Source organism: Acinetobacter rongchengensis, from assembly GCF_003611475.1.
Lineage (GTDB): Bacteria > Pseudomonadota > Gammaproteobacteria > Pseudomonadales > Moraxellaceae > Acinetobacter > Acinetobacter rongchengensis.
Map to the genome: position 1 here is coordinate 25,470 of NZ_RAXT01000016.1, position 24,164 is coordinate 49,633.

Annotated in this window: 22 protein-coding genes and 1 pseudogene; 9 read left to right on the forward strand and 14 right to left on the reverse strand. The window is 36.8% G+C overall.

The features are described from left to right. The first annotated feature begins 24 nt into the window (after positions 1 to 24). Positions 25 to 429 (forward strand): Cd(II)/Pb(II)-responsive transcriptional regulator, encoded by a 405-nt coding sequence (locus D7V20_RS09590; RefSeq protein WP_120384068.1) that lies wholly within the window; start codon positions 25 to 27, stop codon positions 427 to 429. 168 nt (positions 430 to 597) lie between these two features. Here D7V20_RS09590 and arsB read toward each other — a convergent pair whose 3' ends face one another. Both arsB and D7V20_RS09600 read right to left on the reverse strand, forming a co-directional pair. Further along, the gene (gene arsB / locus D7V20_RS09595) at positions 598 to 1,656 is read right to left on the reverse strand and encodes an ACR3 family arsenite efflux transporter (protein WP_120384069.1); all 1,059 of its coding nucleotides are present in this window, start codon (positions 1,654 to 1,656) and stop codon (positions 598 to 600) included. A 26-nt stretch (positions 1,657 to 1,682) separates the two neighbouring features. Continuing rightward, positions 1,683 to 2,006 carry a metalloregulator ArsR/SmtB family transcription factor gene (locus D7V20_RS09600; protein WP_120384070.1) on the reverse strand — a complete coding sequence of 108 codons (324 nt, stop codon included), beginning with the start codon at positions 2,004 to 2,006 and terminating at the stop codon, positions 1,683 to 1,685. 95 nt (positions 2,007 to 2,101) lie between these two features. Between D7V20_RS09600 and arsC the strand changes: the two genes are divergently transcribed. The 3 genes and pseudogenes from arsC (at position 2,102) to D7V20_RS09615 (ending at position 4,376) form a co-directional block, all read left to right on the forward strand. After that, positions 2,102 to 2,533: an arsenate reductase (glutaredoxin) gene (arsC, locus tag D7V20_RS09605; protein ID WP_120384071.1), complete on the forward strand. Its 432-nt coding sequence runs from the start codon at positions 2,102 to 2,104 to the stop codon at positions 2,531 to 2,533. A 163-nt stretch (positions 2,534 to 2,696) separates the two neighbouring features. Next, positions 2,697 to 4,098, forward strand: a pseudogene (trhP, locus tag D7V20_RS09610) (prephenate-dependent tRNA uridine(34) hydroxylase TrhP). Positions 4,099 to 4,112: 14 nt separating this feature from the next. Beyond that, entirely contained in the window at positions 4,113 to 4,376 is a 264-nt protein-coding gene (locus tag D7V20_RS09615) for a YfhL family 4Fe-4S dicluster ferredoxin (RefSeq protein ID WP_120384072.1), read from the forward strand. 192 nt (positions 4,377 to 4,568) lie between these two features. Here D7V20_RS09615 and D7V20_RS09620 read toward each other — a convergent pair whose 3' ends face one another. Further along, complete coding sequence (locus D7V20_RS09620; RefSeq protein ID WP_120384073.1) at positions 4,569 to 5,465, reverse strand: LysR family transcriptional regulator; 897 nt, start codon at positions 5,463 to 5,465, stop codon at positions 4,569 to 4,571. A 113-nt stretch (positions 5,466 to 5,578) separates the two neighbouring features. Between D7V20_RS09620 and D7V20_RS09625 the strand changes: the two genes are divergently transcribed. Then, positions 5,579 to 6,256, forward strand: a complete 678-nt coding sequence (locus D7V20_RS09625) for an FMN-dependent NADH-azoreductase (RefSeq protein ID WP_120384074.1) — start codon at positions 5,579 to 5,581, stop codon at positions 6,254 to 6,256. Between the two features lie 164 nt (positions 6,257 to 6,420). Here D7V20_RS09625 and D7V20_RS09630 read toward each other — a convergent pair whose 3' ends face one another. Then, a complete protein-coding gene (locus tag D7V20_RS09630; protein ID WP_120384075.1) occupies positions 6,421 to 6,762 on the reverse strand; it encodes a carboxymuconolactone decarboxylase family protein in 342 nt (113 codons plus the stop codon). Positions 6,763 to 6,858: 96 nt separating this feature from the next. Between D7V20_RS09630 and D7V20_RS09635 the strand changes: the two genes are divergently transcribed. Further along, positions 6,859 to 7,776, forward strand: a complete 918-nt coding sequence (locus D7V20_RS09635; RefSeq protein WP_120384076.1) for an AraC family transcriptional regulator — start codon at positions 6,859 to 6,861, stop codon at positions 7,774 to 7,776. A 226-nt stretch (positions 7,777 to 8,002) separates the two neighbouring features. Here the strand turns inward: D7V20_RS09635 and ahpF are convergent, their stop codons facing one another. Continuing rightward, positions 8,003 to 9,568 carry an alkyl hydroperoxide reductase subunit F gene (gene ahpF / locus D7V20_RS09640; protein ID WP_120384077.1) on the reverse strand — a complete coding sequence of 522 codons (1,566 nt, stop codon included), beginning with the start codon at positions 9,566 to 9,568 and terminating at the stop codon, positions 8,003 to 8,005. A gap of 404 nt (positions 9,569 to 9,972) precedes the next feature. Here ahpF and D7V20_RS09645 point away from each other — a divergent pair, with 404 nt between their 5' ends. Then, positions 9,973 to 10,593 carry a DsbA family oxidoreductase gene (locus D7V20_RS09645; protein ID WP_120384078.1) on the forward strand — a complete coding sequence of 207 codons (621 nt, stop codon included), beginning with the start codon at positions 9,973 to 9,975 and terminating at the stop codon, positions 10,591 to 10,593. Between the two features lie 112 nt (positions 10,594 to 10,705). On the opposite strand, the gene D7V20_RS09650 is transcribed toward D7V20_RS09645, so the two are convergent. The 7 genes from D7V20_RS09650 to cxpE form a co-directional block, all read right to left on the reverse strand. After that, positions 10,706 to 11,653: a hypothetical protein gene (locus tag D7V20_RS09650; protein ID WP_235831620.1), complete on the reverse strand. Its 948-nt coding sequence runs from the start codon at positions 11,651 to 11,653 to the stop codon at positions 10,706 to 10,708. 55 nt (positions 11,654 to 11,708) lie between these two features. Further along, positions 11,709 to 12,836: a toxic anion resistance protein gene (locus tag D7V20_RS09655; RefSeq protein WP_120384079.1), complete on the reverse strand. Its 1,128-nt coding sequence runs from the start codon at positions 12,834 to 12,836 to the stop codon at positions 11,709 to 11,711. Between the two features lie 11 nt (positions 12,837 to 12,847). Continuing rightward, positions 12,848 to 13,630 (reverse strand): tellurium resistance protein, encoded by a 783-nt coding sequence (locus D7V20_RS09660; RefSeq protein ID WP_120384080.1) that lies wholly within the window; start codon positions 13,628 to 13,630, stop codon positions 12,848 to 12,850. A gap of 192 nt (positions 13,631 to 13,822) precedes the next feature. Then, entirely contained in the window at positions 13,823 to 16,255 is a 2,433-nt protein-coding gene (locus D7V20_RS09665) for a CSLREA domain-containing protein (RefSeq protein WP_120384081.1), read from the reverse strand. 12 nt (positions 16,256 to 16,267) lie between these two features. Beyond that, the gene (gene rbtA, locus D7V20_RS09670) at positions 16,268 to 18,076 is read right to left on the reverse strand and encodes a rhombotarget A (protein WP_120384082.1); all 1,809 of its coding nucleotides are present in this window, start codon (positions 18,074 to 18,076) and stop codon (positions 16,268 to 16,270) included. Positions 18,077 to 18,248: 172 nt separating this feature from the next. Next, positions 18,249 to 18,956 (reverse strand): DnaA regulatory inactivator Hda, encoded by a 708-nt coding sequence (gene hda, locus D7V20_RS09675; protein WP_010113236.1) that lies wholly within the window; start codon positions 18,954 to 18,956, stop codon positions 18,249 to 18,251. 15 nt (positions 18,957 to 18,971) lie between these two features. Beyond that, a complete protein-coding gene (gene cxpE, locus D7V20_RS09680; RefSeq protein ID WP_120384083.1) occupies positions 18,972 to 20,177 on the reverse strand; it encodes a chloramphenicol efflux transporter CxpE in 1,206 nt (401 codons plus the stop codon). A gap of 135 nt (positions 20,178 to 20,312) precedes the next feature. Between cxpE and purM the strand changes: the two genes are divergently transcribed. Together purM and purN are read left to right on the forward strand one after the other, a co-directional pair. Then, the gene (gene purM, locus D7V20_RS09685) at positions 20,313 to 21,383 is read left to right on the forward strand and encodes a phosphoribosylformylglycinamidine cyclo-ligase (RefSeq protein WP_120384084.1); all 1,071 of its coding nucleotides are present in this window, start codon (positions 20,313 to 20,315) and stop codon (positions 21,381 to 21,383) included. A gap of 9 nt (positions 21,384 to 21,392) precedes the next feature. Then, positions 21,393 to 22,025 carry a phosphoribosylglycinamide formyltransferase gene (gene purN / locus D7V20_RS09690; protein WP_120384085.1) on the forward strand — a complete coding sequence of 211 codons (633 nt, stop codon included), beginning with the start codon at positions 21,393 to 21,395 and terminating at the stop codon, positions 22,023 to 22,025. A 90-nt stretch (positions 22,026 to 22,115) separates the two neighbouring features. Here purN and D7V20_RS09695 read toward each other — a convergent pair whose 3' ends face one another. Continuing rightward, a complete protein-coding gene (locus tag D7V20_RS09695) occupies positions 22,116 to 22,928 on the reverse strand; it encodes an alpha/beta hydrolase (RefSeq protein ID WP_120384086.1) in 813 nt (270 codons plus the stop codon). A 74-nt stretch (positions 22,929 to 23,002) separates the two neighbouring features. Further along, positions 23,003 to 24,034, reverse strand: coding sequence for a signal peptide peptidase SppA (gene sppA / locus D7V20_RS09700; protein ID WP_120384087.1), 1,032 nt, complete (start codon positions 24,032 to 24,034; stop codon positions 23,003 to 23,005). Positions 24,035 to 24,164: the final 130 nt, after the last annotated feature.

The window sequence follows — 24,164 nt, forward strand, 5'->3', positions numbered from 1 at the left end:
GAATAATAAACGAGGTAATAAATCATGCATCATTATTTAATCAGTGATTTAGCCAAAAAGACCCAGCTCAGCAATGACACCATTCGTTTTTATGAGAAGAAACAATTAATTAAGCCCAGTTTTAGAGCAGATAATAATTATAAATATTATGATGATGAAGCATTAAAACGTCTGATTTTTATCAAACGTTGTCGTTCTTTAGATATGACTTTACATGAAATCACTCAACTCCTTGAACAAATTCAATATCCTGAGCAAGGCTGCAAAGTGATTGATCAATTGATTGAGGAACACATTCAACATGTAGAGACCCGAATCCAAGAATTGATGAGTTTTAAAACTCAATTACATGAATTACGTCAATCCTGTGCCTCAAATACCACCATCGATCATTGCCAAATTGTCAAACAACTGGAGACTTCTGAATAACTGATAAAGTTTATAAAAAACTTACAATGCCTTCTGATTTACCCGTTTAGACAACTGCTCTGCCGATTCTTTGCGTTCAGAATAACGATCTGTAAAAGTATTTTGGATTGAATCTGATCCAAACTTGGTGTTTGCAATAACGCTAAATCAATATTGGGTAGGTTCATTCTATTCTCCCACTTGCTTTAGGTCTTTTGAGAAATATTTTTTCCGCAACCACAAAGACACACTCACCAAAAGAACCAATACTGGAACTTCAACCAAAGGACCGATCACCGTGGTAAATGCAACAGGTGAAGCCAACCCAAATGTTGCGATAGCTACAGCAAGTGCCAACTCAAAATTATTACCTGCTGCAGTAAATGAAATGGCCGTTGTCCGTGGGTAATCATTTCCCATCCATTTACTCATAAAGAAACTGAGGAAAAACATCACCACAAAGTAAATCGTCAAAGGAATGGCGATTCGTAGTACATCTAAAGGTAAATGAACAACTTCTGCGCCTTTTAAACTAAACATCGCAACAATCGTGAATAACAAAGCCAATAGACTCAATGGGCTAATTTTTGGAATAAATTGAGTCTCATACCATTGTAAACCTTTGGCTTTAATCAGGATAAGTCGACTTAAAAAACCCAATAAAAAAGGAATACCTAAATAAATCAGCACAGCATGGGTAATTGTCCAAAACCCCACGTCAATCACTTGCCCTTCCACACCAAAGTATGGTGGTAAGAAACTTAGAAAAAGCCATGCATAACTACTAAAAAATAGAATCTGAAAAATACTGTTAAAAGCAACAAGCCCTGCAACATATTGATGATCGCCACATGCCAAACCATTCCACACCAATACCATGGCAATACAACGTGCTAAACCAATCAGAATCAGACCCGTCATATATTCAGGATAAGCATGTAAAAAAATGATGGCTAAAGCAAACATTAAACACGGCGCAATCAACCAGTTTTGAACCAATGACAGCATCAAGGTACGTTTATCTTTAAACACTTGTGGCAAGGTTGCATAGTCCACTTTGGCTAAAGGCGGATACATCATTAAAACTAAGCCAATTGCAATAGGAATATTGACCGAAGCGACACTTAAACGATCTAAAGCGGCAGAAGCTTGTGGAAAGTAGACGCCTATCCCGATCCCCAAAGCCATCGCAATAAAAATCCATAATGTTAAATTACGATCTAAAAAAGACAGTTTAGATGCAGACATACTCGTGTTCTCTTGCTCGCTCACATTTAATCACAGCAATGAGCGGATTTCATATTACTTAGGCTATTTTCAGAAACATCAATATGTTGCTGAGCAATAATGTTTAAAACTGCAACAGCCCACTCAGGTAAATCAGGATTTAAACGGTAATAAACCCATTGCCCTTTGCGTTGATCGAGTAAAATCGATAGATTTCTAAGTAAAGCTAAATGTCTCGAAATTTTCGGTTGGCTCAAATCCAATCCTGCCGTCATTTCACAGACACAGACATTATCTTTTACCATCACCATTTTCAAAATATTGAGCCGAGTTGGGTCAGATAAGCACTTAAAGAAATCAGTTTGATCCATATTGCCCCCTCAATTTAAAATTTTAAATATATGCTATTGCGAATATACGTATATCCACATATAAATGCAATATTGCTTTCAACCAGAGAATCAACATGCCATCAAATCAGATTAAAATTTATCACAACCCTGCTTGTGGGACTTCACGGAATACATTGGCGCTCATTCGTAATTCAGGGCAAGAACCTGAAGTGATTGAATATTTGCACAATCCGCCGACTCAAGATCAATTGATTCGGATGATTCAGCAATCAGGTTTATCGGTGCGTGAAGCTATGCGCAAAAATGTCGAAGTTTATCAAGATTTACAATTAGAACAGCCACATTGGACAGATGAACAACTCATCGAATTGATGTTGAAATACCCTATTTTGATCAATCGTCCATTTGTAGTGACTGAATTAGGTGTCAGATTGTGCAGACCTTCAGAACTCGTTTTGGATATTTTATCTGCACCACAACTTCATCCCTTCAGTAAAGAAGATGGTGAAATTATTATCGATCAACAACTCAAACGAATAAAATAATTTTTTCTCTTTTTCTAAACACTTAAATAAATTAAACATAAAATATTGATAAATATATGTTTTTAATTAAATTCAACCTAATAATCCTGAGTATTTTACTAGGTTGAATCTTCTTTTTAAATCCCTACAATAAAGACATAATTTTTGTATGCCTTTATATTTTATGCGCATCTCTCATGTTACAGAGCTTCTCTCACCTGCTGGTTCACTCAAAAATATGCGCTATGCCTTTGCTTATGGCGCAGACGCAGTTTATGCAGGTCAACCACGTTATAGTTTGCGTGTTCGTAATAATGAGTTTGATCATGACAATCTAAAAATTGGCATTTCTGAAGCACACGCTTTAGGTAAAAAATTTTATGTCGTGGTCAATATTCAACCACACAATTCTAAATTAAAAAATTTCATTCGAGACCTTGAACCGATCATTGCCATGCAGCCTGATGCTTTAATCATGTCTGATCCAGGTTTAATTATGATGGTTCGAGAGCATTTTCCAGAAGTTTCAGTTCATTTATCTGTTCAAGCCAATGCTGTGAATTGGGCAACAGTAAAATTCTGGAAAAATATGGGGTTAAGCCGTGTGATTCTGTCTCGTGAACTATCTTTAGAAGAAATTGAGGAAATTAAGCAAAATGTACCCGATATGGAAATCGAAGTTTTCGTACACGGTGCACTTTGCATGGCTTATTCCGGTCGTTGTTTACTTTCAGGCTATATGAATAAACGTGATGCAAATCAAGGCGCTTGTACCAATGCATGTCGCTGGGAATATAATATTCACGAAGCAGTACAAGATGTATCTGGGGATGTCATTCCAGTTAAAACACTGGAGACAACATCGAACGACTGCATTAATAAAGATGCCGACGAGCAACACGCCTTACAACAACACCAATTTGGCGAGCCGGTTTTATTACAACGCAACCAAGAAGAAATGTTTGCTGCTGAAGAAGATGAACATGGTACCTATTTCATGAACTCCAAGGATTTACGAGCAGTTCAGCATGTTGAGCGTTTAACTCAGATGGGTGTCCACTCGCTTAAAATCGAAGGACGCACCAAATCTTACTTCTATTGTGCTCGAACTGCACAAATTTATCGCAAAGCGATTGATGATGCACAGTCAGGAAAAGCATTTGACCCAGCGTTAATGTCTCAACTTGAAGGTTTGGCAAATCGTGGCTACACCGAAGGTTTCTTACGCCGTCATGTCCATAGTGAATATCAAAACTATCAATCTGGTTCATCACGCTTTGATCACCAACAGTTTGTAGGTGAAGTTTTAGAGCGCCATGACAACTACATCAAAATTGATGTCAAAAATCGTTTTATCGTCGGTGATTCATTAGAACTTATGACCACTTCAGGGAACGTGACTTTTATATTAACTGAAATTTTAGATAAAAAAGGTCATTCGATTTTTGGAAGCGAAAGGTTCTGGACATGTGGTCAGCATTCCTATTCCAGCCGATGTCAAAATGGAATATGCCTTACTGATCCGTAACTTACCAAACTCGACAACCAATATTTCAGCAGCATCCTTAGCTTTTCAAGCAGTTTAACTAGCGAAATTAATATGGCTTTACTCATTACCAACCAATGTATTAACTGTGATATGTGCTTAGCTGAATGCCCGAATCAAGCCATATTTGAAGGTGAAAAGTTTTATGAAATCAATGCAGAACTGTGTACCGAATGCGTCGGTTTTTATGACCGCCAAACTTGTGTCGATGTTTGTCCGATAGAATGCATTGTTCCTGATCCGCAACATCAAGAAACTAAAGAGCAACTGCTAAATCGGTTTCATTATTTAAGTTTATTTGGTAGCAAAAGATTTTAATAGTAGTTGGTATTGTTCTTGCTTTGTGAATGATGTGGAAAATTCTAATAACAATAAATAATAAGGATAAATAATTCTGAATAACAAAAAAGGAACGGCGTTGTAAATCACCCTGTTCCGATAAAAGGGTAAAACAACAAGATCAAAGGGACAAAAGCCAGCATGTGTTGGGGAACATGCTGGCTTTTTTATTCAAATTTGAATATTCACAACATAAGACTGCAAAAACTTGTCCCGACACCACTGTTTGATTTCGTTGACCACTGGATCTGCTGTAGGTAAAGTTAAAAAATAATAGCCTAATGCTTTTTCGATATAGGGTGAAACAATTTTAATCCGCTGTTGTTGCAAATCCTTTGTAATCGTAATACGGCTGAGTAGCGCCACACCTTGTCCAGATAAAACAGCCTGAATCGCATGATTTTCCTGTGTATAGAACACTTGTTGTTGAGATGCATGAATGTGTAAATTTTGTCGATCAAACCACTTCTGCCAACTGATTCGGTTTGGACAATATTCATCTCCCCAAGTAAAGTGAATTAAAGGTATGCTTGACCAGTCGATTGTCTCAGAATTTAACGATGGATGCCCTACAGCAACATATTCATCTTCTGCCAATAATTCAACATTTACATCTTGATAGCCACCCAAACCATAACGAATTGCAAGATCATACAAACCTGAAGCCATATTTACAGGATCATAACTGGTATGTACTCGAAACATCATATTTGGAAAACGACTTTGTAACTCGGGTAAATAAGGAATAATCCATTCACTTGCAAACGAAGATGTTGTGGTAATCGTAAATAACCGTTGTTTATGGTGTTGTAGTTGATTCAATGCTGTTTGAATCTGTTCAAAACCTGATTGTACATGTTTAAGTAAATAATTTCCCTCTGGCGTCAATGAAATCGCACGTGTATGTCGTTCAAATAACTGTACATTTAATTGCTGTTCTAGTTTTTTAATTCGATGACTTAAAGCCGTAGGGGTTAAAAACAATTGATTCGCAGCTTTCTTGAAACTGAGATGTTCTGCAACATACTGAAATGCCAATAATTGCTCTAGTGAATAATGCAAATCCATTTTAAAGCCCAATGCATGAATTTAATTCACTTATAACATGTATTGTTATCGTTTGTCGCCGTTTAATGATTGCATGAAAATATGATCAACAAATCAAGAAAAGGCCAATTAAAATGACCAATATATTAAGAATAGATGCAAGTGCACGTACTGGTATCTCAGGAATACATCCTCACGGATCTTTAAGTCGACGTTTAACTGAACTATTTGTAAATACATGGAATGAAATTGATTCATCCATACAGATTAAAATACGTGATGTAGGGAAAAATCCACCACCACTCATTGACGAAGAATGGATTGTTTCAGAATTTGGCTATGCTGAATCATCTGAAAAAGCACAACAACGCTTACAGTTGAGTGATGAACTGATTGCTGAGTTAAATTGGGCAGATCTTATTGTTCTCGGGGTTCCAATGTATAACTTTGGGCCACCTGCACATTTAAAAGCATATATTGATAATATCGTGAGAATGAACAAAACCTATCAGTTTGATAGTCGTAAAGAACAGCCTTATACAGGTTTACTCAGCCACGAAAAGCCTATCGTTATTTTATCTGCACGTGGCGGACATGATTTTCAGTCTCCCAATGCACCTTTTAAGAATCATGTTGAACCATCAATTAAAACTGCATTTAACTTTATGGGAATAAATCAATTCTACGAAATTGCAATTGAATATCAGGAACATGGAGGTGAATTATTGCAAAAGTCTATTGCAAAAGCAGAGTTAGAATTAAAAGCTTTGGTGCATGATTTACATCAACAATTCAGTCTTAAAAAACATTGAGTGCTTGGCGGTAAGTAACATGATATCCATCAAGTGTTGAACCAAAGATTAATCGTAAGCTAAAAGAGAAAAGCCAACATATATTCAATACATGTTGGCTTTTTTATTTCATTAAACTAAATTTTATTTATAAGCTCTTATTTTATATCATAATCAATACAAAATTATTCAGGCTTTTGTGTTTCGCAAGCCTCTAATGCACGTAATGCAAAAGTATAAGCAGCACCTGCATTGAGTGAAATGGCTGTAGCTAATGCACCTGCAACTTCCGCTTCTGATGCGCCTTCTTTCATTGCCGCTTCTGCATGTACCGAAATACAACTTTCACAACGGGTTGTGATAGCAACAGCCAAAGAAATTAATTCACGTGTTTTTGCATCCAAAGCTTCTGCTGCAGCTGCATCATCCAAAGCTTGATAAGCTTGTAACATTTTTGGATGCTTTTTACCTAACGCACCAAATGATTTTTTAACATGTTGTGTGTGTTCTTTCCAATCTACAAACATTGCTTTCACCTCGTCGAATTGATAATTTAGTATTGCAATTTTTATAAGGTTAAAACCAACTAAAAGTATCAAATAACGATCTAAAAGTATCAGGCTATGTTAAACAAATTAATCGAGCTGGCTCAAATCCAAGGCAGTATTGACACGGAATGCCGATTTGGAGGAAATTGGTTATATTCTATTCCAGCCATTCAGAACACCGCTATTATTCATATCGTCCGTCAGGGTAAAGGTTGGCTATATCTGAATCATAAGAAGATTCCGCTAAATCAAGGCGACGTTATATTTTTTCCGAATGGTTCTGCACACCAACTCTTTCATTTTCAAGAGAATACTAGCGCCAACCAAATTTTAGAAAAACAATCGAAACGTAAACAAGAAATTACAACGATCAAGCAGAACACAGGCTTAACCTTAAAGACCAACCATATACAACAACTCAATTTGAACTTATTCTGCGCACATTTCACTTATTCAGAACATGCAGATTTATTTATCCAATTACCAGATTTTATTCATTTAAATATTGAACAATTACTCTTAGAACCACTTTTAAACTTACTCGAACAAGAAAAAATACAAAATGTTGGGCAAATGAAAGTCATCAATGCCCTCTCCGAAGTATTATTGATTTATATTTTTCGTAATTATTTAAATGCTCAACATGACAATATTTCAGCACGTATTTTGCAATGGAATACGTCAAAACTTTCGCAACTCATTCACGCTATTTTAAAATCTCCTGAACATAAATGGAGTTTAGAGGAAATGGCGAGCTTCCTACACTGCACTCGAATTCAACTGATTCGTCTATTTAAGAAAGACCTACATACCACACCGCATGCTTTTTTACTCAAGATCCGACTACAACATGCGAGCTTATTGTTAAAAACAAGTCATCTATCGATTTATAATATTGCTTTAAATCTTGGCTTTCAGTCTGAAACCCATTTCGGACGAGTTTTTAAACAACATTATTCAATGACACCACATTTGTATCGAAATTCTGATTAGAATTTTTAATTGATTTCATAAATTTTCAAATCAACAGTCATTTAACATATGACTTATCTTATTGATTGCTATTCTAGATTCAGCCAATAATCTAAATGGATTGTATATCAACAATAAAAAAAGGAATTGAGCTGTTAATGACTCAATTCCAATCAAGGGTAAATCATAAGAGGAATGCAAGAAAAGCCAACGTGAATTGGGAGAGCGTTGGCTTTTCCTTTGACGCTTATTGACCTGAACGAATAATGTAATCAAAAGCGGATAAAGAAGCTTTAGCACCTTCACCAGCTGCAATAATGATTTGTTTATAAGGTACTGTCGTACAGTCTCCTGCAGCAAATACACCTTTTACATTGGTTTCATTGCGATCATTCACAACAATTTCATTGCGATTTGAAAGTTCAACTGCTGTGTCTTTCAAGAAATCTGTATTTGGTAATAAACCAATTTGTACAAAAATACCTGCAAGTTCAACAGTATGCTCTTGTTCAGTCGCACGATCTTGATATTTCAAAGCAGTCACTTGTGAACCATCTCCAACCACTTCAGTTGAAAGCGCATTTAGAATTACTGTGGTATTTGGCAAGCTGTTCAATTTATTTTGAAGCACTTGGTCTGCACGTAATTTGGTATCAAATTCAACCAAAGTAACATGTTCAACAATACCTGCAAGGTCAATAGCAGCTTCAACACCAGAGTTCCCGCCACCGATAACCGCAACTCTTTTGCCTTTGAAAAGTGGGCCATCACAGTGAGGACAGTATGCCACACCACGTGTTTTATACTCTTTCTCGCCTGGTACATTCATTTCTCTCCAACGTGCACCTGTAGACAGAATGACAGTTTTCGATTCAAGTTTTGCACCATTCTCAAGTTCTACCTCAACCAAACCATTGGCTGTTTGGTCTGCACCGACAATGTTTTTAACTTTTTGTAAATTCATGATATCTACACCGTACTCACGCACATGTGCTTCCATATCAGAACCGAACTTGGGACCTTGTGTTTTTTGCACTGAAATAAAGTTTTCAATGTCCATGGTATCCATGACCTGACCACCAAAGCGCTCAGAAACAATACCAGTACGTATGCCTTTACGTGCCGCATAAACAGCTGAAGTCGCACCAGCAGGTCCGCCACCAATCACCAATACATCAAATGCTTCTTTTGCATTTAATTTTTCAGCATCTTTAGCTGCTGCACCTGTATCTAGTTTTGCAACAATTTCTTCTAAAGTCATACGACCTTGGCCAATATGCTCACCATTTTGGAAAACCATAGGTACAGCTAAAATTTTACGTTCTTCCACTTCATCTTGGAAGAAAGCACCATCAATCATGGTTGCTGTTGTGCCTGGATTATTAATCGCTATCAAGTTTAAAGCTTGTACAACATCAGGACAGTTATGACAGCTTAAAGATACAAATACATCAAAATCAGCCGTGATGTTTAAGCTTTTAATTTGGCTAAGAACTTCATCAGAAACTTTAGGCGCGTAACCCGAAACTTGTAATAAAGCCAAGATCAAAGAAGTAAACTCATGCCCCATCGGTAAACCAGCAAAGAATACACGTGGTTGTTCGCCTGCTTTAGCAATACCGAAGCTTGGTTTACGATTATTTTGCCCATCAAAACGTGCAGTCACTTTTTCAGACAAAGCTGCAACTTCTGTCACTAGTTCTTTAATTTTTTCAGATTTTTCTGAATCATTTAAAGACGCAACCAATTCGATCGGAGCTTCCAAGCGTTCTAAAAGTGTTTTTAATTGAGCAGTTGTATTTTGATCTAACATGGTAAACATCTCCAAAGGAGTTAATTTCATTTATTGAGTATATAGTACGGCAATTTAAAAAATAGATAAAACAGTTTGTTTTCATAAAAACAATCGGTTTTTTAGTTTAATTAATTCTTAACCTCTCCTATCTTATTCTTCTAATGTTAAAGTTCAATCTTTTAATATATCCAACATAGTTTCAACACTAATTCTTTAAGTGAAAGTTCTAGTTTATTGCAAGCTTAAAATTTGATTAATCCTCAATAAAAAATAATAAATTTGCGACTATCTTTACACAAAAAATCATGCCCAATCTTCTTTCAAAGTTTTAAGCTAAATCCATAAACTTTTTTTCTCCACGATTAACTACAGTTTCTTGTTCTTAATCAAAACCTAGAATAGTAATCAAGTGAGGTAAAACAATGAAAATTGAGTTTGTATTCGATATTGCTTATCCAATGAGTTATGTAGCTTTTGAAAAATTGAAACAGCATTGGAATCAACCTACTGCAAAAAAAATCGAATTATTGCCAATTCAAGTTTTGCCCGAAATTCCTGAAGAAGGCTTAAATATTTATCAATATTTGACTGAAAAATATGGTACTAAAGAGGCTGATCGAAAGTTGGATATGGCCAAATTTGCAGCCTACAGCCAAGATCTAACTGTTGATATCGAACACATGAAACGTATGCCAAACAGCGGGCTTGCGCATCAAGCAATTTTGGCCTTGGATAATACATTCGACCAATATGCCTTAACCCAAGCCATTTTTCATGCCCTATTCGCGCATGGTAAAGACATTGCGAATCATGATGAATTAAAAAATATCATCGAAGGAATGGGACTGGATGGCAATAAAGTTTTACGTTCGATCCAACATAAAGAGATCAATGACAAACAAGCTGAAATCACTCAATACGTAAGAAGTTTTGGGCAGCATCCCACTCCGTTTTACATTGTAGATGGTGAGATTTGGGATAAAACTTTCGATACTTTGGAGCTAAAACAACTTTTACTTGAAGATACGAAAAGTGTTGCTTAAACCTTTAAACATTTCGTTAATGATGATTGGCATGTCATAACTAATACACATAACTAAAACTGCACGCTGGTTACAATTCACCATTGAACAGTGTGCAGTTTTATTGTGTTAATCAAGTTGTCCGTTCATCGTGGTCAATCTGCCGATCTATACGAATAAGACGTTGCTTGATTCTACTTGCTAGAAAATAGATCAATATACTCAATGCAAAGCTAACAGCAGTGACCAACCATAAAATATTCTGTGCTATATTCGACCAAAATTTCGCTTTGTCTATTTGTGGATCAACTGTTTTTGCAATCGTTGAAACTGACTGCCCATAGACTTGATGTTGAATTGTCCAAATTTGTTCAGATTTAAAGCCATACTCTTGAAAACGACGATCTACTCTTTCATCATTCAATAGCTTTTCCGCATAAACTTTCGCGACAGTTTTGTCCTCTGGTTTATGCATCAACGCTGTTTGTACCAATAAATAATGTTTTACAGGATCAGGTATATCTGTTTGCTGTAAATAAGCATAAATTTCACTTTGTTGAATATTCTGATCATACTCAATAAAAGAGGCAACTTCACTTGCTTCATCATCTTTTAAATCATATTGAACATAGGTTAATGCAGACCAAAGTACGATAAATGCCAGTATCCATGCCACGAATTTAAGTACAAAAGACTGAAATTTAAATAAAAAATATTTAAATCTTTTTAAAACACTAACGATAAAAAAGGCACCAATGAACGACACAATGACTTTTAAAATCAACCACCCAAACCATGAAAATGCATTCATTAAATAATCAGGTTGATGAATAAACGCCCTCAATTGCTCATCAACAGCATAAGGAATATGTACTTGGTGAATATCTAAACTCAATCCAAATAAACCAAACACTATGGCTTGCTGCATAAATACAGTCATCAAGCTTACGATACCCACTGTACTCAATAAAACTGCCAAAAAAGTTAATCTTTTCTGACGTTTCGTCAAAGTGACTAAGCCTTGTTGTAAATGCTGAGTATCTAAAGGATATTTCGTTTTTTGGTTCAATGTTTGGTTCAATCAAACTACCTATGCTAACAAAGTGGTCAAAATTCTATTCAGATCAATACAAAACTCATGATGGCTTATTGGTATTCGAACTGATCACCAATTGCTGCAAATTATTTTGTAATGCTTTGATTCGTGTAGACGCTTCTTCACGTTTTTGCATGCCTTCTTTTTGAATCTGAATTACATCATTCACAGTTTTAATGAGGGTGTTTTGAACATATTCAAGTGTTTCTATATCAATCACTGAACGTTGATTCGCTTTTGCAGTATCAACAGAATTTTGATGCAATAAATCTGCATTTCTTTTTAATAGCTCATTGGTTGCATCGTCAATGGTATTAGCCAATTGCACACTATTTCGTTGTTCATTTAAAGAAATAGCCAAACTAATCTGATTCTTCCATGCAGGTAAGGTAATGTTTTTAATCGCATAAAATTTATCCACCAACATCATATTATTAGATTGGATAATACGGATCATCGGTAGCGTTTGCATTGCAGATTGCTGTAATACCTGTAAATCACTGACACGCTTTTCTAAGTTATTTGCCAAATGATTGAGATCATAGACACGTTGTGTCGTTTTCTGATCCTGCTCCAAAGCGGATAAACTCGCAATTTCTTGCTGCACTTCTTCCTGTTTGATCCGCCCTGCAGCAATATAAATACCAAGCTGACGATATTCTTCTTGCACACCATTAAACATACGATCCAAAGTATCAACTCGTGCTTTTAAACCCGTTTGTGAACTTTCGATTTCTTTGACTAAGCTATCAATCTGTTCTTTGGTGGTGTTGAAATGCTGATCAAAGCTTTGTTTTGCACCCTTAAATTTACTTAAAATCCCGCCAATAAAGCCTGAACTTTTAGACTTATTCAAAATACTTGAAGTATTTAACTGCTGAGCGACTTGTACAACCTCATTCAGTTTTTGGCCCGTTACATCTAAGTCTTTATTTTTAACCAAGTTCAACAACTCATCGGTATAAGTCGATGTTTTAGTTGCAATATTTTTACCGTACTCAGCGACAGCTGCATGATTAATATTGGCCAAATCTTTATGCGCATTTACAACTTCATTAAAATCGTCATTGTTTAAACCAATTTCTTTTAAATTCAGCTGTTCAAACTTTTGTAATTCTAAGCTCGAATTTGACTCAATTGGTGGCTGTTGATGATTTGATTCGCTCATAAAAATGTACCCTATTTGTTTTCTAATGATTTCTTTAATGACTGAATTAATTTATCACGACTTTTATCGAGATCGTCTGTTGTCGTAAAAGAATTCTGTGCACTACTTTGTTTGACATGATATTGCCAAGCAGGAATCAACACCTGTTGAGCTTCATTAAATCGATCTAATAATGATAATGAAAGCTGTTGAGTGAGTTGCATTTGAGCCAATGCAATATCATTACTTGCTTGAAGCGTCTGTAAAGTATGAATTTTCTTAGACAATCTATCTGAAAAATTATCTAAAGGATGTCTATTTTGCACAAAGTCAGGATATTCATGTAAAAACTCTTGTGCTGCACGAATATATTTTGCCATTTGTTCACGTAAACCACTGGCTTGTTGGAAGCGTGATTCAGATTTTTGGATTTCAATCTGTAGACGCTGACTCAAATGCTTCGCTTCTTCTATCGAACTTTCTAAATCGTGTAAATATTTAACCTGACCTGCACTAAACTCCAAATCAAGTCCTAACCACCTTTGTAAAATGTTGAATTTCCGTTGATCTAGTTTTTTTTTGGATACTGATAACTGTTCAATAATTTTACTAATCACTAAACTTAATTTCTGCGTTAAATTTGGATCTATACTGTTTAATAATACAGATTGCGCCTGAATGAGCTGGTCTGCATACATGTTCATACGTGTTTGATTATCCAACAAAGGAATCAAATCATTACGTTTAATTGAAAGCAACTCATCAGAACTACAAGGAATTTGCTCAATAGGAGTGAGGACTTTAAATTGTTTCATATCCGTTTAAAATGAAATATTTATCCAAAATTTATCAAAGATTTACGCAATGCTTTAAATAAAACACAGCCTCATTAAACTTATAATATAAATTGCGTATGAATCCTATATAAATAGCAAAAAATATACAGATTAAAAAAGCCAGTTTCTTCAAACTGGCTTTCCTTCAAACAAATAAACAATACAATAGTCTTAATGCTTCATTTTATAACGGCGATAGCCTGCGAGTCCCATTAAGCCCAATATACTGAACCAACCAAAGGCACCACCACCACTCACACGCGTACTTCCTGGTGCTGTGCCTGAGTTTTCTAACTTCACAGTCGCTGCATTAGAAATTAGACCATCTGCATCATAAACATGATATGTAAATTTATAACTGAAAGGATCTAAGGTATTTCTAAGTTGAATATGCAACTTACCACCGTAACAGGTATATTTACTGTCTTGGCCTGGGCATGGTCCACTGCGATCAGCTGTAATAATCACAGGATCTAGATTTGTTGCAATACGTATTGGTAATTCTTCACCGTTTGCATTGACATAAAATTTTGGTTTATTCGGTCTATCTGTTAAAGCACTGGTATTTCCGTCACCATCATCATTTGCATATTGCAATAGGTCAATATCAATTGCATTGCTCGAGCCATAGGCAATATTTAATGTGGTATCTTCAGCATTAGGTGCGATATTGACATAACTCGCAATAATATATGCCGATGACACAACCTCAGGATTGGCACCTTTTAATTTCAACTGATAACTACAAAACTCATTATCACCTGATGGTGTCACATTATCACTGGTACGCCACATCATAATTTTATTGAGATTCGCATTCCATTCACAATGAAGCTTTGGATCTACTTTTCCATCAAATTGTTTGTTGCTATCTAAAATTCCAACACCTAATGGTTTAACAACAACTTCATAGTTATCGGAACTTAAATGTTTCACTGTTCTGACATCATTGCCACTCGCATCTTTTGTCACAACCTCAGCGGGTAAACTCGTCGCAAATGGATCAACAAAGATCGTCCGATACTTTTGGTCTGATTTGGTATATTTAATCAGATTGCTGTATTTATCCACCTGAATTTTATAAAACGGCAGATAATCTGGTTTTGTCGCTTTATCTTCTAGCAGTTTAGTATAGGTATCCAATTCATTTTGATATGTTTTTAGCGCAGTTACCACTGATGTATTGGTTGCACTTACATTGTTTGCAGTTAAGCGAAGCAACTCCGTTGAACCTAAGTCACATGAATTTGCTTGTTCATTCGTACCATTTGAATTCACTGCAACCACACGGGTGACACCACGCTGATCCGCAGTACTACATCCTACATATCCCACATCGACTAAGTCTTTGTCGGTGCCTAAATCTTTAGGGAAATACATAGGCATGAAGTTAGTCGATTCACTCGGCGTTTGTAATTCAGTTAAAATCGTTGAGAAATTGATTTGACTGACATCCAAGGTATGATCTTTATTGTCTTTGGTTAGCGCTTCTGCAACCTCACATTGATCATTTCCAGCTGCAAGGGTCAATGCGTTATAACTCAAGATCATCCCTGAGTCTTCAACCTTCGACACATCACCATCTGCATAACGACAAGATTTGCCTGTGTTATAGGCCAACACATTATTGACCAGCGCTTTAGCACCATAATATCCGTACAATAATGTCGTCCAAGCATTATTTTTAACAATGGTATTGCTTTGTAAAGATAAACTTGAGGCATCACTGAAATTCACCTTGCCCTGTGGTGTTGTAGCACTGAACTGAATAATACTACCGTTATTGGGGTTAGCTGTGTTATTGGTGATTGTATTCGCAGTCAATGCAGCTGTTGGTTGTCCACAGAAATTAAAAACACTCGAACTCGTTGCCGAACCATTATTGACAAAACTTGCTGAACTTATCGCAATATTACGTGTCGTAAACTTTAAATTATCGGCACATGTCATGCCTAAGACACTACCTTGCTCAGCTTGATTGGCTTGAAATACACCGTATGTAATGGTCAATGCGCTGGTAACATCGTTTAAATAAATTGCACCGCCTGCTTTGGCTTTTGCATTCAGAATAGAAACATTATTTAAAGTTAACGTCCCGCCTGCGTAAATAGCTCCACCAACATCGTTATTACTATCGCTCGAACTTGAACCATCTTTTAACACTAAATTATTTAGGGTTAAGCTTGGTTTATTGTCATAGATCGTATTAAAAATACGAGCCTTGCCTTGACCAGAAATGGTGGTTTTTAAAGGTAAAGGCGCAGGATAAGTATTGGTCAATACACTTGGACGTGAGTAATCAGCAGATTCTTTACCCCAAATTGCCACGTCTGAATTTGGCCGTAATTCTTTGTTTAATAAATATGTTCCAGCTTCAAGTTGGATAATATTCGGCACGCTTGCATAGACCTGCCCTGCAATACAGCCACCGTATGCCTTGTGCGTAGAGGCTGCTTTTAAAGCCTCTCGCAAGGAACAATGATCAAGATTTTCACCATCTTCATCTGCAAAGGTCGTCACGTAAATCGTACGATCTTCAGCTGCCATAAGTGACATTGCAGACAATATCGTAACTGTCAAAAGTCCTTTTTTATAATTTTTCATGTCCAATCCCTTTTACTTATACTTTATGCGGCGATAACCAACCAATCCAACTAAACCAATCAGTGATAAGAAACCAAAACTACCACCAGAAGTTTTAACTTTATCGTTTTTAAAATCGTCAGGTTTTCTTTGTACAATTCGTGCAGGTATTGTAATGTAAGGATTATCAGATTTATTAAAACTGGTGGTTGATGTTACTACATTGATTTTAAACTCATCTGAACCTTGCCAATGACCATTTGGTGTATAAACCACATCACCATTTTGATTAATTGTTATGCTGCCTTTTGAAGGCGTCTTGGTTTGAATTATTTTCAAACAACCGATTTGCCAAGGTTTACCGTTACCATCTAAATCACGATTAAAAATTTTCTTACACTGTTCAGCACTCACTAATTCTCCATCTTGCAACTGATCTGCAATAGAGAAATTCGCAGTTTGATCGTATAGGATATCCTGACCGACTGTAGTCACATTAGAAGTATCAATCACCAATTCTATCGCACCACGGTCACACAACTCAGGGTTACGATCACGTGCTTTTCCACGTTGATCCGCAGTAGAACATGCCAAAACTTGATCTTGAACAGTTACACCATGATTCACAATTGGTGAGTCTGTAATAGAAGTATAGCTTGGTAAAATCCGAGGTAAAAAATAACCTAATGAGATTGATGGCGCTTCCGTGAAAGGACACAAAATCCCACTAGAACTATAATCACACTTACCTTCAGTAGTTGTTCCAGCGATTAATTGCGTATTGCCTAATTCAGTAGATTGAAAACCATTACAACCTGCAGAATAAAGGTTATTACTCACCTGCATTGCTTCGCCACCAGCCTCAATCGTACAGTCTTGCGTACCATTTTTAGCAAGAATACTGTTGGCGACATAACCTTTCTTTTGTGGCGCATTTAAAATCAGGCCCATGCTATTTAAAATCATGGTGACATTATTGATCTGCATGGCATCGAAAACTTTAGCAACATAACCTTTGTTGCTAAAAATAGTACTGTTAATCACACCAAATGGCACTGCTGTACCTAAAGTTTTTAATGCCTCTTCTGAAAATTGATTCTTTGTATCAAGGACTGAACCTGTTGCTGCAGTCGCTTCATTATCACGTATAAGCGACTGCATAATGGTATAGGCAGGAATTTCGGTATAAATTGCACCACCTTCTTCTGCTTTATTGCCTTTAATTAAAGTGTTGTTCAAACCAACAAAACTTAAACTCTTATTGGCTTCATAAATACCTGCGTTATAAATTGCACCGCCTTGTTTCGCGACACCATTGAGCAACTGACCATGATTCATAAGTAATTTTTCTTTGTTATAAATCAAACCACCCTGTTCTGCACAGATTGATTGGCCACACCCTTTTAATGTAATTTCAGTAAATGTAACATTGAGCATTGCTGGTGCTGTTTCAGCAGCAGGATCTACCATTTTTTCAATGTGAAATAAACGGTCTTTACCTGCCATTTTAATAATTGCGTTTTTCTTACCGACAACATTTTCAGTATCGGTAACATTGGTTTCATAGTTAGATGCAAAATCGATATTTTTAGAAATACGCACTTCTTTATTGAGCACATATTCTTTATTGGCATCAAGAAGAATTCTTGCATTTGCTGACTTGCCACCACAACCATTGTAGCCTGCTTCTGGCATCCCCTGATTAATATATTCAATGGCTTCTCTTAATGAACACTGATCATCCGCTTTAACAACATCTTCCGTTGTTGTCACCGCAATATTCGCACTAAATGCATGACCACTGATACATAATAATCCTAAGCCTATGCCCCGTTTGAGCATTATAGTCTCCTTAATTTCTTTTAATTATTTCTTATCAACCAGCAATGTGGCCATAAATCCTTTTCGCGTACTTTGTCACAGTTAAAAAAAATTCTCAAGAATTTTGCGATAACGTGATTTGACAAGATATTGCGGCTTACTTCCTGCTAGACAATCGAAGACTACCCTCTATCTATTGTCTATACTCATCAATCAATGCATAGATTTGTCTTAACGTAGAATGGGATAACTTTGTTTTCTCACCCTTCAGTAACTTTTCTAATTGTTCAACTGACTGAAGCAGTGTACTCGTTTGATGCGGTCCATGTAATAGCATATATTCCGTTATTTGTGGGTCAAAATGTACACCCCTGCGCTCAAGTACTGAATGTAAAAGTGATTGACGGTCTGCGTAGGAATTTCCACTTGGTACTTTTACACTAACTGCTTGGGTTAAACGTGATTGTAAATCAGGTAATTCGAGCTTTAATTCGATTGGTGCAAAACGTGATGAAAACACCAGTTGACCACCACCTTCATTATTATTATTAATTAAATGAAACACAGCTTTTTGCCAATGCGGTACACCACTAATGGCTTCAATATCGTCCAAGGCGACTAAATCATAACTTTCTAATGAGGTAATCGCTTCAATTGGTGCGTCGAGTAATTCAAGTAAAGAAACCTTAATTGCAGATTTGCCAATTTCTAAATAAGAATCACAAATCGCCGAAAGTAGATGACTTTTCCCTGTCCCTGCTCCACCATAAATATAGAAGCGGTTCATCAAACCCGCATGAAGCTGACGCACAGCATCAATTACAGGCCCCCAACCTGGCCCAGAAAAATCACTAATTCGGGCATCCAGTTGTGGTTCTATATCCAACTGTAATTGACGCATAGACGGTATAAATTCCTAAAGTGGTTCTTGGTCTGATTTGACCTTTTCTTCATTATCTTGCGTGTTTTTTATTTCAATATCAAGATCAACTTGCTGACTATCCACGGAAATCGTTTCAACATGCCCGTCATTGTGTATCACAACGGATGCTGGCGCACTGAATTGATAAAACTGACTTTGTTCATACCATTCTCTAGCATGTTTGAGTAATACCACAATTACAGCTGCGACAGGTAATGCAATCAACATTCCCACGAAGCCTGCAAGTTGAGCGCCTGCTAAGACAGCAAAAACCACAGCAACGGGTGATAAACCAATTTTATCGCCTAACAAGAACGGTTGTAAGATATAGCCTTCTATTAATTGTCCAACACCAAAAACGGCCAGTACCATCAATAAATGCTTTGGGTCCATACCAAATTGGAAAAAGCATGCGATCACTGCCGCAATAATTCCTACACCAAAACCTAAGTAAGGAATAATGCTACATAAACCAGCAACCATTCCAATGATTAAACCGACTTCTAAACCAATCGATTGCAGACCAACAGCATAGACAATTCCAAGTAAAATCATGACCAAGAATTGTCCTTTGACGAATGCGCCTAAAACACTATGACATTCACTCACAATTCTTAAAGTACTTTGCTCATATTGGCGTGGAATCAAGTTTCTTAAGCTTGCCAACATGCGATTCCAGTCCAGTAAAAAATAGAATGCAATAATTGGAATTAAGACAATAGTTCCACCAATCGAGATAAAACTGAGGCCCGATTGTGCTATTTTCAAAGCCATGGTTTGAATACTGTCAGCACTATAATTGGTCTGCACATATTCCATCACAACCTGAGAAATTTGATCTGTATCTAATTCCATTCGCTCTACATTGAATGAATTAGAAACCCAAGGTAAGAAAGTTGAATTAATCCAATGAATCCCTGCTGGAATACTATCCCGTGCATAAATTAATTGCTTCCACACCAAAGGTACAACGAACCATACCGCCCATGTCAGTACAACACCAATTCCAATAAATACGATTGCAATTGACAGCCATCTTGGTAAAAATTGAGATAACTTTTCCACCACTGGGCTAAATAAATAAGCCACAAGAAAAGCAGCGACAAAAGGAATGACTACGGGTTTGAGTAAGTATAAAACCCATAGGATTAAGGCAATACCACCAAGTATAAAAATGCGTTTTAAGGTCCGATCGTGCATGTAATCACGCCTTTTTCAGATTTAATCATTATAGAAAGAAAAATATTTGAATAAACATAACATTTTAGTGCAGAAATAACATAAGAATTTCGTATATTCAGGTATAATCTGCGCACGAATGCGGAGACTTCACATATGAGCAACTCAACTTCTACCCCAAACACTGGTTTAAGCTATAAAGACGCTGGTGTCGATATTGAGGCGGGCGACGCACTTGTCGATCGAATCAAATCTGTCGCTAAACGTACAACTCGCCCTGAGGTCATGGGTGGCTTAGGCGGTTTCGGTGCCCTTTGTAAAATCCCTAAAGGTTATGAAGAACCTGTTCTTGTATCTGGTACAGATGGTGTCGGTACTAAATTACGTTTAGCACTAAACTTAAACCGTCATGACACAATTGGTCAAGACTTAGTTGCAATGTGTGTGAACGATCTTCTTGTCTGCGGTGCGGAACCACTCTTTTTCCTAGATTATTATGCAACAGGTCACTTAAATGTAGACGTAGCTGCCAATGTTGTTACAGGGATTGGTCAAGGTTGTGAGCTTGCAGGTTGTGCATTGGTTGGCGGTGAAACTGCTGAAATGCCGGGTATGTATGAAGGTGAAGATTATGACCTTGCAGGTTTCTGTGTAGGCGTGGTTGAGCAAAGCAAAATTATTGATGGTACTAAAGTCAAAGCAGGTGATGTTTTGATTGGTGTTGCTTCTTCAGGTGCACACTCAAACGGTTACTCTCTACTTCGTAAAATCTTTGATGTTAAAAATGTTGATTTAACACAAATCGTAGATGGTCGTCCACTTGCAGATACAGCAATGGAACCAACACGCATTTATGTGAAAGCGATCTTAGAACTTCTAAAACATGTCGATGTTCACGCGATGGCACATATCACAGGTGGTGGTCTTCCAGGTAATTTACCTCGTGTATTACCAAATGGCGCACAAGCCGTGATTAATGAATCATCTTGGCAATGGCCTGAATTATTCCAACTTCTTCAAAAAGAAGGTGGTGTAGACAGATTTGAAATGTATCGTGCATTTAACTGTGGCGTAGGTATGGTGATTGCAGTTGATGCAGCTGATGCTGAAAAAACCATTGAAGTATTAAATGCTCAAGGTGAAAAAGCTTGGAAAATTGGTCATATCCAAGACAATGCTGAATCAGTTGAAGGCGCTGACGAAAAAATTCGCGTTATTTTTGCATAAGTACATCACATGATCAAAATTGCTGTACTGGTTTCAGGCAGTGGAAGTAACTTACAAGCCCTGATCGATGCCAATCTTTCAGGGAAAATAGTTGGAGTTATTTCCAATAAAGCAGATGCCTATGCACTACAACGTGCAAAAAATGCGAATATTCCCACCGCAATAATTGAACATAAACAATATCCTAATCGTGAAGCTTTTGATGATGCGATGCATCAACAACTCAGCGATTGGAATGTTGATTTAGTTATTCTTGCTGGTTTTATGCGGATTTTAAGTGCTCAATTTGTCAACGCTTGGGAAGGTAAAATGGTGAATATTCACCCTTCCCTTTTGCCAAATTATAAAGGTATGCACACCCATCAACGTGTTTTAAACACTGGGGATTTACTGCATGGTTGCACAGTGCATTATGTCACTGCGGAACTTGATGCAGGGCAAGCCTTAACGCAAGGTGTTTTAAAAGTTGCACAGCATGACAATGTGGCATCACTTGCAAAACGTATTCATGTACTTGAGCATCTGATTTACCCTCAAGCAGTTGAATGGATTTGTAATGGCACAATTCAACATTTGGAAAACGGTCAAGTTTTATATAAGGGGCAAGCTTTAGAAAAGCCAATTCAGTTTTGCCAACTTTGAAGAATGATCAAGTGTCTGAAAACAAAAAATGCATCCTCGGATGCATTTTTTATTGGAATTATAGTTTTGGATAAAACAGATTAGAACCAACTATTGTTGAATTAACGTCTTGACCAATTCAACAGTTTTAACAGGATGCTCCAAAGGAAACATATGTCCTCCTGAGGTTACTGTAAAAGGTATAGCTAACTTTTTCTGAATGATTTGTGGAAATTTTTGCTTTAGAAATGGACTTTCATCCCCGATCACCAAATGTGTTGGTACAGGTGGATTTGGCATAGGTAACCACATTGAATCTGAATTTGTCCGGAAAATTTCGACTTCATCGTATTTAGAAATGGTTAACTCAACACCACCCCTCGTTGTATCTTCAGTTAAAGCATAATCTATATAAGCTTGAAAACAATCTTGATCAAAATGCTGGTAAAACCCTTTCGGTTTTAACAATTCTGCTGCTTGTTCACGCGAGTCCCAATGATCACGACGTTTGATACTCAGTGATGCTGGCGTAATTTTATCAATCAATTTTGGTTTAAAAATTTTAGCCATGAACATCACAAAAGCAGCTTTTCCCACGATTAAAGGCGGATCAAGCATAATGACCTTTTCAAATAATTCAGGTCGTTTATATGCAGCTTTAAAAGTCAACACTGCACCTAAAGAATGCCCTAAACCAATCACTTTACGTCCCTGCGCTTGCTGGACAATACTGTCAATGACTTGATCTGTCAGCTCATTCCAACCATGTGCAATCGGATAACGGCGATCAGGGCCAAGCAAGGGAACATAAATCACATCATATTCATCTTTCAGCAAATCAAATAGCTTGGTATAAACTTTTGAAGGTACACCATTGGCATGTGCAAAATGAATGAGCGGCTTTTGTTGATGCGAATGATTCATGATATTTAATTTTCTATTTTAAAAGTCAGAAAAACGCCTCTCACCGTAAAACAATGAGAGGAGGCTTTAAAATTTTACTGCATTTTTACATCTTGGTTCATGCTCAACTTTTGGCTCATTGCCTCAGCCACGCCATGCCCCATTTCAGAGCCTAAACGGCCTAAAATTGACTCAAAAGGACTACGTTCAACTGTATAATCTACAGCTTTAGTGACTTTTAACTCACGTTTAAGTGTTTCAATATTTCCTGCTTTATCTGCAATACCTAGTTTAATGGCTTGCTCACCTGTCCAAAATAAACCTGAGAAGATTGCAGGATCAGTTGATTTTAATTTTGCACCACGGCCTTGTTTCACAGCAGTGATAAAGTGTGAATGTACATTATCTAACAATGCTTGAATATGTGCTTTTTGCTCAGGATTAATCGGTTTCGTCATGCTTAAAATATCTTTGTTATTTCCAGCAGTCATGGTTCGATCTTCTACACCCAATTTTTGAGCTAGGCCATTCACACCATAATTTGGCATGATCACGCCAATAGAACCCACTAAGCTTGAAGGATTAACCCAAATTTCATCAGCAGCAGAAGCAATATAGTAAGCACCTGATGCACCCATATCACCAATCACAGCATAAACTTTTTTATCTGGATTTTGTTTTTTTAGATATTGAATTTCTTGCCAAATATCATCAGATTGCACAGGCGAACCACCTGGTGAGTTGACATTTAAAACCACAGCTTTGGCTGATGTTGATTCAAATGCCTTTTTCAAAGATTTAATCGTGTCAACACTGTTCACACCTTGATTACTTGAATCAATTGTTCCGACAATATTCACAACACCTAAATGCTCACCCGAAGTTACTTCACCATCACTACCATTTGATAATGAACAACTTTTAGTCATCATCACCAAGACAACAAGAATATAAAGGAATGTAAGAACTTTGAAGAAAATTCCCCAACGACGACTACGACGTTGTTCTTCTACAGAAGCGAGAACGACTTTTTCTAAAAGACGCCATTCTTGTCCTGTAGGTTGTTGACCAGAGGAAGGATTCGAATTTGTGTTTTCGTTTTGTGGTTTCGGCGGCCAATCAGACATTTATACCATCCAAATTAATTATTCAGGGTTCATTATATACAAGGAATACATATAATCTGTCTAATCATTGCGATTTATTCTATAATATTTTGCTAAATCACAATATACATCAACCACATTTCTATTTTTC

Coding starts and splice junctions, on each gene's coding strand:
- D7V20_RS09590 (WP_120384068.1), top strand. CDS start 25: ATGCATCATTATTTAATCAGTGATTTAGCCAAAAAGACCCAGCTCAGC.
- arsB (WP_120384069.1), bottom strand. CDS start 1,656: ATGTCTGCATCTAAACTGTCTTTTTTAGATCGTAATTTAACATTATGG.
- D7V20_RS09600 (WP_120384070.1), bottom strand. CDS start 2,006: ATGGATCAAACTGATTTCTTTAAGTGCTTATCTGACCCAACTCGGCTC.
- arsC (WP_120384071.1), top strand. CDS start 2,102: ATGCCATCAAATCAGATTAAAATTTATCACAACCCTGCTTGTGGGACT.
- D7V20_RS09615 (WP_120384072.1), top strand. CDS start 4,113: ATGGCTTTACTCATTACCAACCAATGTATTAACTGTGATATGTGCTTA.
- D7V20_RS09620 (WP_120384073.1), bottom strand. CDS start 5,465: ATGGATTTGCATTATTCACTAGAGCAATTATTGGCATTTCAGTATGTT.
- D7V20_RS09625 (WP_120384074.1), top strand. CDS start 5,579: ATGACCAATATATTAAGAATAGATGCAAGTGCACGTACTGGTATCTCA.
- D7V20_RS09630 (WP_120384075.1), bottom strand. CDS start 6,762: ATGTTTGTAGATTGGAAAGAACACACACAACATGTTAAAAAATCATTT.
- D7V20_RS09635 (WP_120384076.1), top strand. CDS start 6,859: ATGTTAAACAAATTAATCGAGCTGGCTCAAATCCAAGGCAGTATTGAC.
- ahpF (WP_120384077.1), bottom strand. CDS start 9,568: ATGTTAGATCAAAATACAACTGCTCAATTAAAAACACTTTTAGAACGC.
- D7V20_RS09645 (WP_120384078.1), top strand. CDS start 9,973: ATGAAAATTGAGTTTGTATTCGATATTGCTTATCCAATGAGTTATGTA.
- D7V20_RS09655 (WP_120384079.1), bottom strand. CDS start 12,836: ATGAGCGAATCAAATCATCAACAGCCACCAATTGAGTCAAATTCGAGC.
- D7V20_RS09660 (WP_120384080.1), bottom strand. CDS start 13,630: ATGAAACAATTTAAAGTCCTCACTCCTATTGAGCAAATTCCTTGTAGT.
- D7V20_RS09665 (WP_120384081.1), bottom strand. CDS start 16,255: ATGAAAAATTATAAAAAAGGACTTTTGACAGTTACGATATTGTCTGCA.
- rbtA (WP_120384082.1), bottom strand. CDS start 18,076: ATGCTCAAACGGGGCATAGGCTTAGGATTATTATGTATCAGTGGTCAT.
- hda (WP_010113236.1), bottom strand. CDS start 18,956: ATGCGTCAATTACAGTTGGATATAGAACCACAACTGGATGCCCGAATT.
- cxpE (WP_120384083.1), bottom strand. CDS start 20,177: ATGCACGATCGGACCTTAAAACGCATTTTTATACTTGGTGGTATTGCC.
- purM (WP_120384084.1), top strand. CDS start 20,313: ATGAGCAACTCAACTTCTACCCCAAACACTGGTTTAAGCTATAAAGAC.
- purN (WP_120384085.1), top strand. CDS start 21,393: ATGATCAAAATTGCTGTACTGGTTTCAGGCAGTGGAAGTAACTTACAA.
- D7V20_RS09695 (WP_120384086.1), bottom strand. CDS start 22,928: ATGAATCATTCGCATCAACAAAAGCCGCTCATTCATTTTGCACATGCC.
- sppA (WP_120384087.1), bottom strand. CDS start 24,034: ATGTCTGATTGGCCGCCGAAACCACAAAACGAAAACACAAATTCGAAT.